We start from the raw sequence: 12126 nt of genomic DNA on the forward strand, positions 1-12126 counted from the left end.
TCTCAAATTATAGAAATATATGTAGATTCTATTTTGAAAGGACTGAATATCATGAAAGAAATATTAGGTTTCCATTTAAACGGTTGCCCTTATTGCGCTAATGCATTCCGTGCTATCGATGAACTCGTTGCAGAAAATCCTGCATACGCAGATATTCATATCAACTGGGTTGAAGATCAAGATGCTCATGAGCTCTTCAAAACTCACCCATATGAATACTATCCGAACTTATGGTTCGACCTCGACAAACAATACGAGGCGCAACCTGGTGAAAGCTATGCCCAAACAAAATCTTTAATCAAAACTGTATTAGACAAAGCACTCGCGTAAAACGCTATATTTACAAATAATAATGCACCCCTAACATATAATCTAATGTTAGGGGTGCATTTTAGTATACTGTAAGATTATGGCTTTTTTTGTACCATAAACTTACTGACTGCCTTATACACAATTAAAATCAATGCAATTTCTAAAGGGAAACAAATGATATTTTTAATAAGACGTCCAATAAATATAGCAGATACTGCTTTGTTATAAAATATTGTGAGCCATATTGTATTTAATATCAGATGTATACATACAGTAACAATCGTCTCCGGTAAAAGTAATTGTTTAAATGTAACATTACGTCCGTGTAAAAAATACCCATACACATAGCCTACAAGAAATTCAGATATGATAAAGCCGGGGAAGAATACCCCTTGTCCAAATAAAGACATACCTATAAAACAGGCAATAGCAGCCATTATACCTGCTGCCATAGGCCCATAAAGAATACCAAATATAGCGGTTGATAAAAATCCAAAGGTAATATGTATAAATGTAGTATGAATAGCAAATATATAAGATAGTAAAACCGTCAATGCTACAAACATTCCTGTCTTTACAATCATATCAGTTTTCATAAGAAGTACGACTCCTTTTTCTATCCTTCCACTCTAAATACATATGGCGAATAACTTGAATTGGTGATATAAATAACATTCTAGGTCCACCATAGCGCATGATTTCACGTATTTTTTCACGATACGTAGGCGCATAGCAATGCGTTTTACATACGCTGCAGAAGGTCTTGCTTTCCATATGAGGACATACATCTATACGATGTTCAGCATATTGCCAAACTTTTTGACACTCCTCACAGAGTTGTCCTTTAGGAGTGTGGTGCTTATTATGACAATAGATGCCAATAATCTGGTACATAGTTTTTAGTTCTAACTTACGTTTCTCATCAACTGTCATGTTTCTCTCCTATTTCACAGACCATGAAACCCAAGCCACCTTATCAACAGTCTTATTATGGATTTCTCCATCAATAGCTAGTGGCTCAATGAGATTTCTAATCTCTTCTTTCATGTCTTCCATGTCTCCCCATCCATTATTATGAAGTCGCATGGTAAAATAATTAACTGCCTTTTCAAGAGACATAACCTCTGTTTCAGGAACCGTTTTATAAATTACTTTTACATTATGCCCCATCTCATGGATAGCATCTAAACACTCTTTCATCTTACCATTCCACGGAAAAGAATCACGACCAAAGAAATGTTCAGATAGCATATCTACCATTTCGTCACTCCGTTCGCTAAATGCAATCCATAAACATTTATCATTACTTGCATCGTGCATGGCGCGAATATTTTCTACATCAAACATTATTGGGCAGAAGATACTGTATGCCAAGTCAAAGCTTTTATCCCAACCTAGTTCTCGACGAGTTTCATCAGACCAAGGTCCGATATATAAGCTAAGATCTAAACCTTCTGACTCTGCCAATTGTTTAGCACCGCGAATCATACCATCAGATAAATCGATACCAGTCGCCTTATAGCCTTCCCGAGCTAACCCAAGTGCGTAGTCACAAACACCACAGCCTACATCAAGTGTACGATCATTCGATGAAGGTAATAAATTTTCATCCTTTAAGAAGGCTAAAAAATCAGTGACCTGTGCCTTGCGATCCTCGCGATTGTGCATTTCTACAAAGTACTCGGAACGATGGTTCCATGCGTTTTGCTCATCGCGCCACGTTTCGTTGACCGTGAGCTCCTGTATTTTATTTGTCATATTATCCCCTCTAAATAGCTACATCCTCAAACGGATGAGTTATAGATACATATATAAGTAATTTTCACTTAGTTAAATTCACTATGTAATTTAACGCTCCCCTATATGTCCTAGTGTTCCGGCTAAGATGTTCAGATTTTCATATAGTTATCCTTATTGTACATCATTCTCAAAACAAAACGTGTTACCCAAATCACATTTATTATGTTATTTCGATATTATTAAATATAAAACTCTATATCGACAGCTTAACAGCAACTCAACTCATGTAGTTATCTATTTCTAACTAGTTCATGCATGTATCGCCATATATTTCTCTCCCATTAATACATACAAATAGCGCTTCAAAGTTGATTATACAAATTATTTCATCCGATACCTATTTTTATTATAATAGAAATAAGAAGGGATTGAAAATATGGGAATCTATATAATAATCCTAATGTTTGTATTAGTCGGCATTGCTGTAGCTTTTGCTACTTATAACCTATCTATAATTAAATCCATGCCTCCAGAAGAACGTTATAAACTTCTTTATTTTACAGATGATCAAGTCTCAATAGGCATTGGATTAATGAAAAGAACCTATAAATTAAAAGATATTCGAGAAGTACGCTTCTCTAAGGGCAAAATTCCGCAGTATGGGAAACTGGGCAGGCAGAATGAAGATTTGCAAACTAAATGGTAAGACAAGTCGTTGGATAGAATTTGATGGTACGGTCTATTACAAAAAGATGGTATATATAACAAATGAAGAAATCATTGATAAATCAATAGACCTACTCATGAATGAATTTAGATCTAGAGGAATTCAGTGTAATAAATATAGATAGTAAAGTTAGAACACTAAAGTACGCTAAATTATGATATACGAATATATAATTCTCTGTCCTATAGACTAATTATAGACATACAAAAAAGGCTTCTCTAAATTTCGAGAAGCCTTTTATTTGGTGCGCCTAGCAGGATTCGAACCTGCGCACCCGGTTCCGGAGACCGGCGCTCTATCCCCTGAGCTATAGGCGCATGAATACCTAAAAATTATACCATATTACGCTATGGTTCGATAGTATAAAGTATATAGGATACTAGGTTTATTACAGAAAGGCCCCTATAGTTAAGCATCTTGTTAGCTAGCTATAGGGGCTATCTCTATTATATTCTTGCCTTAATCAATTCTAGTAAAGCATCACAGCTCCGACTTATATCATCATAGGTTTCGTCAAAGTTTCCCGTATACCAAGGATCCTTTACATCACTACTTTCACCAACGAACGACATGGCCTTATACACTTTAGAGTCTATGTTATTGCCAATGATACGTTTTAAATTCCGCCCATTATTTTCATCCATGATAATAAGATAGTCGAAATTATGATAGTCATCAACCGTTACTTGACGAGCCTTACGACGCGTATAAGGAATACCCATTTCATCTAATTTCTCTTTAGTCCCATAATGGGTGTCGTTTCCTATCTCCTCACGAGATATACCAGCGGACTCAATATAAATAGAATCACTTAAACCAGCCTTGTTAACGATATATTTCATATAGAACTCTGCCATTGTAGAACGACAAATATTGCCGTGGCAGATGAATAAAATATTAACCATTACAACTCCTAATGAATAAAATCTTAATCATAAATAACTCCTTATATACTAATGGTCCTTACAGCATACGCTATAAGGACCATTAATGCAATATTCAATTAAAAATTATGCCGTATCCCAGCATCAATACGCCATGTATTTTCTACGATAGCACCAAAGTTTTTAGTGAATGTACCATATAGATATGTACTAGGACGAACATTCCAAGATCCACCGATTTCAGCATCAAGCCAAGTATCCTTCAAATCTACTGTTGTTTGTACTGTTGGATTACCCAGTGCGGAATATGTTGTATTTGCCTTACCAGAGAACTCATGCACTAGTGCTAACTTAGCGAAGATATTGGATTTTTCTGTTTCTTTCCCAATGCCAATACCAAGTCTACCTACAGCAGAGTTTACAGCATCAGCTTTCACATGCATAGAACCACCACCGACAACAGAGGCATCATAGGATACACCATTCAAACGGCCTATAATAAACTCTACACTAGGATCGATATAGAATCCATTTTGCTTCTTGATGCGCTTACCGTATTCAGCACTCAATGATGTACCATAAGTATGATACTTGCCATTTACCCGCTGTCCACCAACAGTATAAAGGTTATAATTATTGGATAAACGATTACCACGAACGATAATATCTAAATAACGACCATCATCATTTTGTTTCGTGCCGTACAAGGCAATACCACCAAGTTTACCATCACCACTGCCATTGGTATAAGAATTACTGGATGTACTATAATCAATGGCACCTCCCAAAATCCAACCATTAGAAGCCTTATGATCGTAGCCGACTTGTACACCATTATACGTCATATGTGCATCAGCGCCGTCTGTAATTTTAGATTTACCGCCTATATATTTCGCCCATACACCTTGATTTGTATTAGCTAAACGAAGATCTCCTAAACGGCGTTGTAAATCATTGGTATTACTCTTCCATGCCATAGCGGTCGATGTAAGAGCAGATTTTGTGCCACTTACCAAGGATGATTCACTAGCACGATTAATCTTTGTCGTATCTCCCACAACAAGGCGCCCCTGTGAGTCAAAATGATTTGCACCAAGCTCTGCAACAGCACCTGGACGAGTAATACCTTCATTGATTTGAACAGTTGTACTCAGTTTCTTATCATTGCCAGTATATTGTAATTTATCGGCTAAGGCTTGTATTTCCTTACGGTAGCTATCATCATTAGTCAAATTAGCTCCATCGCCTTGCAACGTAATATGGCTATTATCTGCAGCATGTTCAACAACGATATTCCCCTTTCCATTTTCACTAGCTGGAACACCGGTCTTGTAAACAGCATTCACATAGCCGCTATAATTTTGAATTGTAATAGGTCGTGCATCAATAGGATGAAGTATACCGGCTGCCGATGGACTTGATCCACCTACGAGATTGCGAACCTTACTGCCCTTGTATAGATATGCTGCATTATCCCCAGATGGACGTTCTCTTTTAGGGGTAGGACGCTCCATACCAATCCATTCATTATTCCAAGTTCCTCCATTTTGTAAGTAAATGTCAGCACCAGAATTATGAGGATTCTTATTGCTTTCAGCATATTCATTTAGTACGGCACCCGTAAGTTTAGAATTAGGTGTTGTAAAAGCTAATGCTATATTCGTTGGCGTTTCGTTATGATTTGGATCACGTCCATAATCCTTATTAATTAATCCTACATTCCCAACAGCGACCAATTCTTTAGAACCTAGATGTTTTCCGTCAGAGCCAGTATTAACGTATACATCACCCTCTTCTGCCACCACAGAGTAAGTATCAGAAGTTTCTAAAGGATGAGTGATGATACGTCCACCACCATCAACAATGATATGACCACGTTTATTAGCTTGTAAGCCGACACCGATAGCATCAATATCTACATTGCCTTTGACGTGAATATTAGTATCTCCATAATCTCTATCAGGATTGTCCTTGCTGAGTCTTGGCACTTTACCGCCGTAACCAGCATATACAGCGCTCATATAGTAATGACCGAGTTCCCTTTTTGAGGCTGGTGCATCATTCTTAAGACGTACAATCAAATCTTTATCCACCGTCAATTGTGATCCAAATCCATTATAAATACCTGATACATTTTTAGTTTTACCTGTATCTGTTAAGCTTTTACCATGCACATTAACCGTCAAGGTATCTTCTATATGCTTAACTTCCGGTTGTGTTTGTACAGGTGACCCCATTGTTAATCCAAGCAATTCCTCCGCTTTATCACTTGTGGCATTAATTTCTGTAGCAAATGCAGAGCAGGTCATTCCAGTTAATACCAACGCAGCCATCACAGCCGATACATTTCGTTGTAATTTCATAAAAATCTCTCTTTCTTACCTCGCTTAATACGAGGCTCTCACAGAACGCATTTATACGTACACCCTAAAAATATAACAAGACCCCCTAAGTCCAACTTAGGAGGTCTTGTTTATTTTACACACTTAGTAAATAGTATATCCTATATTATTCAGGATTGATGATGAAGGACAATGCACTGAAGTATTTATTTTGCTCACCTTTAGTTTGAGTTGGGAAACCCACTTCAACGCCTACTACGTTAAGGCCGTTAGCACTTACTGCAACAGTTGCTTTACCGTTTTCATCAGCTTTGCTTTCGTTAGTAAGATCGTTAATTACGTCTTTGATTAAAGGTGCATTTGCATATGGTTTGCCTTCTTTCAAGACTTGGATTTCATATGTATCACCTTTTCTAAGAGTTAATGGATTAACAGATGGAATGATTTGAATGAAAGCATCTTTATTATTGAAAGGTTTTGCTTCTGCATTCCAGTAGTGAACATCATATTTAATGGCATGTGTACTTTTTTGAGCACCAGGTACTTCAGAGATTGGTTTATGAACAGTTTTGCCATCTTTGTCTTTTGTCCAATAACCATAGTCAAAGTCAGTTACTGTAATACCCAATTTATCATTTGGTACAACTACTACATTTTTTTCATGTTTAATAACTTGTACAGGAATTACCATGCCATTGTTATCTAAACCAATGATGCTTTTTACCATTTCTGGGCTATACGCATCATCAACAGGACCTTCGCCAAGTACTAGCGCTTTTTCATCTAAGCGGTTAGCAAAGAATACGCCATGCGCATCAACGGAAGAGCACACACAACCTGCAGCTAAACCTACTGCAAATAAAGAAGCTAAGATTTTCTTATTCATAAGAACCTCCATAATCAATAACTTATTTCAACAAATTTGATATTATTATACAGCGTTACAAATATTTCGTATATACCAATACCCCTATTAGCAAGTTATCATGCGTATTTAGTATATTAACTTATTTTTATACCCATTAATCATAAATGATAAAATTATCATCCATTTTCATGGATATATAATTTATAAGAATATATTAGATGAAAACTTATAGATTAGATAAAAAAGGCGCTCCTTAAGGAGCGCCATTATATCCGCATGAGATATTATTTTTTATTTTTCGCTGCTTTCGCACGTGCATTACGATCAAGGATTGTTTTACGCATACGAATGCTTTCAGGTGTTACTTCAACAAGTTCATCATCGTTGATCCACTCAAGAGCTTGTTCCAAAGAGAAGATACGAGGTGGAGTCAAGCGTACCGCTTCATCAGAGGAACTGGAACGCATGTTGGTAACATGTTTTTTCTTACATGGGTTAACATCCATATCAAGTTCACGTGTATTTTCACCGATAACTTGGCCTGCATACACGTCTTGGTTAGGGCCAACGAACAATGTACCACGATCTTGAACGGAGTTCAAACCATATGGAGTAGTTTCGCCATTTTCGAATGCTACCAAAGCACCACGTGTACGGGAAGGAATTTCACCTTTATATGGTGCATAGCCATGGAATACATGGTTCATAATACCATTACCTTTTGTAGCTGTTAAGAATTGTGCACGGAAACCGATCAGACCACGAGCCGGAACTACGAATTCCATACGAAGATAACCGGCCAATTCAACCATATTAGTCAACTCAGCTTTACGTTGACCGAGATTTTCCATTACGGTACCCATAAATTCCTGAGGTACGTCGATGGTCAACGCTTCGAGCGGTTCACACAATTGGTCGTTAATAGTTTTGAAAATTACACGAGGTTTACCTACTTGTAATTCGTAGCCTTCACGACGCATAGTTTCAATCAATACTGCCAAATGCAATTCACCACGACCAGATACTTTGAACGCATCTGCAGAATCAGTTTCTTCTACTTTCATAGAAACGTTGGTTTCTACTTCACGGAATAAACGATCACGCAAGTGACGGGATGTAACGAATTCACCTTCGCGACCTGCGAATGGAGAGTTATTTACGGAAAACACCATAGACAATGTTGGTTCGTCGATGGAGATGGATGGTAATGCTTCAGGATTTTCAGCATCCGCTACTGTTTCGCCGATGTTAATATCGTCGATACCTGCAAAGGCAATGATATCACCCATTTCAGCTTCGTCAGTTTCAACGCGATTCAAACCATTGTATGTGTACACACGACCGATTTTCGCTTTACGAGTGCTTTCACCGTTCATGATTGCCACTTGTTGGTTAGTTTTCATTTTACCGCGAACGATACGACCTACGGCGATTTTACCGATGAAGTTATCGTAATCAAGTGTAGTTACCATGAATTGAAGAGGGCCTTCCATATCACCTTGTGGTGCCGGAATCTCATCAATCAATGTTTTGAACAACGGTTCCATGTTTACAGCTTCATCATCCCAGTTGGTTTTGGACACACCGGAACGAGCAGATGCGTAAACCACAGGGAAGTCGAGTTGATCATCATCAGCTTCAAGCTCCATAAACAATTCAAGGACTTCATCCTCAACCTCTTTAACACGTTGGTCAGGACGGTCGATTTTATTGATAACTACGATTGGTTTCAATTTTTGCTCTAATGCTTTACGCAAAACGTATTTAGTTTGAGGCATTGGACCTTCGTAAGCATCTACGAGAAGCAATACGCCATCAACCATGTTAAGTACGCGTTCCACTTCGCCGCCGAAGTCAGCATGGCCTGGAGTATCAACGATGTTGATTTTGATGCCATCATGCATAACAGCAGTGTTTTTAGACAAAATAGTAATACCGCGTTCACGTTCCAAGTCGTTGGAGTCCATTACGCGTTCTGCTACCTTTTCATTCTCACGGAACACATGGCTTTGTTTTAATAATGCGTCCACCAAAGTAGTTTTACCATGGTCAACGTGGGCGATAATCGCTACATTACGAAGATTTTCGCGAATCATAAGATCCTCCCTTTAATTCTTTCAGTATATTCTATATCACATAGCCTCTGTGAAAGTAGCTATGTAGGTATATTTTCCAAAAATGGCAACAGTTAATTATAACGCAGTCTATAGAAAAAAGTCAAAATAGTACACCTATTCTAATCATGGCAATTTCAACATTCGATTATACTTTTGACTCATCTTAGGACAAAAACCTATTTACGCGCTATCGCCCGCTTAGCAGATTTACGCAACAACGGAATTTGTTTATCTGTTAAATGGAAACAGAATTTAGGAATCAGCTTTTTTATAATCTCCTCATCAGAGGCTTTCAAAATATATTCTGGCTGTAGCAACGGCTCTAATTCATCAAGTCCAGGATAATCCAGCCCTATGCTCCAGTCATGGTCTGCATTAAAAGGGCATGCATCCTGGCAGTTATCACAACCTAATATCCACGCCTCCAGCATATCGTCTGTGACACCATCCGGTAACTTACCATCACCGAATGTATTAATAAAAGATACACATGTTAACGGATTCATAGTAAACGGTGCAGATAAGGATTTTGTCCTACACCCTTGCTGACATAAATTACAAGAATCCGGACATGGTGGTATCTCTAACTGTTGAATATACTCACAGGACTCATCAATTAAATAGCCTACCAGTTCATAGCTAGAACCTTTAGGGCCATAAAAAAAATTATTTTTTCGATAAATGCCTAAACCAGCTGCTACCGAAGCGGGCCGCAAAGGAATAATTCCGGCAGGTTTCGCCGTTTCACCGCCAATATATCGTATTCCATTTTCACCAAGCCAAACTTCAAAAGATTGCCGTCGTTTAAACTCATCACTGTGAGGAATATTTGACAAAGATAACAACAACCCTTTTGCATATCGGTTTCGAAGAGATACAGGAAACTTATAATCACCAAAATATTCAGTACAAACCACTATGGATTGTGCCCAAGGATACTTTTCTTTTAATGCTAAAAAATCTTTACTATGCGCATATACCTCTTTACTTTCAGGTACATCTTCTAAACGCTTTATCAACCGCTCTTTATAAAAATCAAGTGCATCAAGAGGCACTATACCACAACTGTCATACCCACACGCTAGCGCTTTATCATAAATCTCCTGGGCCAACAAAGTATTCATATCATCGCCTCCAAAACATGAACTAACTATAAATCTATCATACTCTTTTAAAAACTATAAAAAAAGATTTCTTATGAATCCGTCATCCTTAAAAGAGTAACATTACATAAGAAATCTTATATTAGTATTTGATTTGTATTAATCTTCACCAATCATGCGTACTTCTGGTTCGAGATGTACACCATGTTGATCATACACACGACGTTGTACCTCACTAATCAGGTCAAGTACATCCTTCGCACTTGCACTACCTGTATTGATTACGAAGCCAGCATGCTTATGAGATACTTGCGCATCACCTACAGACAAACCTTTTAGGCCTGTTTGTTCAATCAATGTACCTGCAAAGTACCCTGGTGGGCGCTTAAAGGTTGAACCTGCACTGGCATATTCCAAAGGTTGCTTTGATTCACGTTTTTCTGTTAACTCATCCATACGTGCCTTGATGGCATCCTTGTCGCCTGGTTTGAGTGTCATAATGACTTCCCCAATAACTTCATGATTATCGTGGAATACACTATGACGATAAGCAAAGTCCAAGTGAGATCCATCATACTCTTTAATATTTCCTTGGAAATCTACGGCTCTCACTGCAGTAACTACATGGCTCATTTCCCCATCATAAGCACCTGCATTCATAAATACGGCACCACCAAGTGTGCCTGGAATACCAATGGCAAATTCAAGACCAGATAAACTATTCGCCCAAGCAAATTTAGAAGCATCCTTTAACATATACCCGGAACCGATGCACAATGTGTTTTCGTTACAATCCATGATTTGGGTCATATGTCGAACTGATACGACAGCGCCACGGATACCTCCGTCTTTCACTAAAATATTAGATCCACAACCAATAATAGTTACAGGCACATCTAATTCGTGAATGGTACGAAGTGTAAAACTAAGTTCTGCCATCGTAGTAGGTTCAATAAATAAGTCCGCAGGTCCTCCAATTTTGAATGTCGTATGATGACAAAGAAGCTCCTGCTCTCGTACACGTGTACATGGTAATTTTTCTAATAAAGCTGTTTGTAATACCTTAATGTTTTGGTTGTTGTTCGCCATGATCTAACACTTTCATCCCCTCAGTGATTGGTTCGCTAATGATTTTATAAATATCATTAGAAATCTGACTCCAACGCATTTGCGCTTGCAAATAAGCAGCCGCTGCAGCATTTTCTTGAATTTGAGGCATCAATTCCTCTTGTTTCTTTTGCAACTCATCCGCTTCTGGAGCACCAGACAACTTAGCATATTCCCATTGCATTTGTTGAGCCATAAATGTGCGAACCAAACCCGTTGCTACTGCATCTGCTTTCACTGCTTCCTGAGCAGCCATTAACTCTCTGTACTCTTCAGATTCACGCATTGCGTGAGCTAAATCATGAGCTTTATCGTAGTTCATAATATCCTCCTCCAAACAACACCGTTAAAATCGCTACCGGTCATATAGATTTGGTAGATCTTCTAACACATACGTATAATATATTTCTCAATTATGAAAGTCTATTTATTTAGATTGAATCCAATTGCCTTCAGCCTTAAGATCTGGATAATCAAGTTGACGCATACCTTCATAAGCTATAATCGCCACCGCATTAGATAAGTTCAGAGAACGTGCTTCATCTACCATGGGTATACGAATGCATGTATCCTCTTTACCATCTAATAAACTTTCAGGCAACCCTCTTGTTTCAGGCCCAAAAACGAGCATATCACCGATTTCATATTTCACCTCGGAATGAGTATGCTTTGCTTTGGTAGTGGCATAGAAATATCTACGATCAGGATATTTCTCATATAATTCTTGAATATTTTCATGTACCTGTACATCTACCAAGTGCCAGTAATCAAGGCCAGCTCGTTTTACGTGCTTGTCATCAATAGAAAAGCCAAGGGGTTTGATGAGATGTAAGGTCATATGATTAGCGGCGCATAAACGCGCTATATTTCCTGTATTACCTGGAATTTCAGGCTCATAAAGTACTATTTCCATTTTCAATCCCCTA

At 38.1% G+C, this 12126-nt stretch carries 12 protein-coding genes, 1 tRNA gene and 1 pseudogene; 2 read left to right on the forward strand and 12 right to left on the reverse strand.

Annotated elements, in window-relative coordinates; translation table 11 throughout:
• The first annotated feature begins 51 nt into the window (after window positions 1-51).
• Window positions 52-330 (forward strand): hypothetical protein, encoded by a 279-nt coding sequence (locus tag Q7O55_RS03180; RefSeq protein ID WP_004696628.1) that lies wholly within the window; start codon window positions 52-54, stop codon window positions 328-330.
• A gap of 77 nt (window positions 331-407) precedes the next feature.
• Here Q7O55_RS03180 and Q7O55_RS03185 read toward each other — a convergent pair whose 3' ends face one another.
• From Q7O55_RS03185 to Q7O55_RS03195, 3 genes are read right to left on the reverse strand one after another with little or no spacing between them, the layout of a single operon-like run.
• A complete protein-coding gene (locus Q7O55_RS03185) occupies window positions 408-908 on the reverse strand; it encodes a folate family ECF transporter S component (protein ID WP_004696629.1) in 501 nt (166 codons plus the stop codon).
• Entirely contained in the window at window positions 898-1245 is a 348-nt protein-coding gene (locus tag Q7O55_RS03190; protein ID WP_004696632.1) for a nitrous oxide-stimulated promoter family protein, read from the reverse strand. The genes Q7O55_RS03185 and Q7O55_RS03190 overlap by 11 nt, the downstream gene beginning before the upstream one ends.
• Window positions 1246-1254: 9 nt before the next feature.
• The gene (locus tag Q7O55_RS03195) at window positions 1255-2070 is read right to left on the reverse strand and encodes a class I SAM-dependent methyltransferase (protein WP_303928235.1); all 816 of its coding nucleotides are present in this window, start codon (window positions 2068-2070) and stop codon (window positions 1255-1257) included.
• Window positions 2071-2488: 418 nt separating this feature from the next.
• Here Q7O55_RS03195 and Q7O55_RS03200 point away from each other — a divergent pair.
• A pseudogene (locus Q7O55_RS03200) lies at window positions 2489-2903 on the forward strand (hypothetical protein).
• A 118-nt stretch (window positions 2904-3021) separates the two neighbouring features.
• On the opposite strand, the gene Q7O55_RS03205 reads toward Q7O55_RS03200, so the two are convergent.
• The 9 genes from Q7O55_RS03205 to trmL form a co-directional block, all read right to left on the reverse strand.
• A tRNA-Arg gene (locus Q7O55_RS03205) sits at window positions 3022-3096 on the reverse strand.
• A 129-nt stretch (window positions 3097-3225) separates the two neighbouring features.
• The gene (locus Q7O55_RS03210; RefSeq protein ID WP_303928237.1) at window positions 3226-3684 is read right to left on the reverse strand and encodes a low molecular weight protein-tyrosine-phosphatase; all 459 of its coding nucleotides are present in this window, start codon (window positions 3682-3684) and stop codon (window positions 3226-3228) included.
• Between the two features lie 98 nt (window positions 3685-3782).
• The gene (locus Q7O55_RS03215) at window positions 3783-6026 is read right to left on the reverse strand and encodes an autotransporter outer membrane beta-barrel domain-containing protein (RefSeq protein WP_303928238.1); all 2244 of its coding nucleotides are present in this window, start codon (window positions 6024-6026) and stop codon (window positions 3783-3785) included.
• A 145-nt stretch (window positions 6027-6171) separates the two neighbouring features.
• Window positions 6172-6891 (reverse strand): DUF4198 domain-containing protein, encoded by a 720-nt coding sequence (locus tag Q7O55_RS03220; RefSeq protein ID WP_227037128.1) that lies wholly within the window; start codon window positions 6889-6891, stop codon window positions 6172-6174.
• A 266-nt stretch (window positions 6892-7157) separates the two neighbouring features.
• Window positions 7158-8969 carry a translational GTPase TypA gene (typA, locus tag Q7O55_RS03225; RefSeq protein WP_004696644.1) on the reverse strand — a complete coding sequence of 604 codons (1812 nt, stop codon included), beginning with the start codon at window positions 8967-8969 and terminating at the stop codon, window positions 7158-7160.
• A gap of 197 nt (window positions 8970-9166) precedes the next feature.
• Entirely contained in the window at window positions 9167-10114 is a 948-nt protein-coding gene (locus Q7O55_RS03230; RefSeq protein WP_303928241.1) for an epoxyqueuosine reductase, read from the reverse strand.
• 138 nt (window positions 10115-10252) lie between these two features.
• A complete protein-coding gene (gene murB, locus Q7O55_RS03235; RefSeq protein ID WP_303928242.1) occupies window positions 10253-11182 on the reverse strand; it encodes a UDP-N-acetylmuramate dehydrogenase in 930 nt (309 codons plus the stop codon).
• Window positions 11157-11522: a YlbF family regulator gene (locus tag Q7O55_RS03240; RefSeq protein ID WP_303928244.1), complete on the reverse strand. Its 366-nt coding sequence runs from the start codon at window positions 11520-11522 to the stop codon at window positions 11157-11159. The genes murB and Q7O55_RS03240 overlap by 26 nt, the downstream gene beginning before the upstream one ends.
• A 105-nt stretch (window positions 11523-11627) precedes the next feature.
• Window positions 11628-12113 (reverse strand): tRNA (uridine(34)/cytosine(34)/5-carboxymethylaminomethyluridine(34)-2'-O)-methyltransferase TrmL, encoded by a 486-nt coding sequence (trmL, locus tag Q7O55_RS03245; RefSeq protein ID WP_004696651.1) that lies wholly within the window; start codon window positions 12111-12113, stop codon window positions 11628-11630.
• Window positions 12114-12126: the final 13 nt, after the last annotated feature.

It is taken from the genome of Veillonella parvula, from assembly GCF_945949885.1.
Lineage (GTDB): Bacteria > Bacillota > Negativicutes > Veillonellales > Veillonellaceae > Veillonella > Veillonella parvula_B.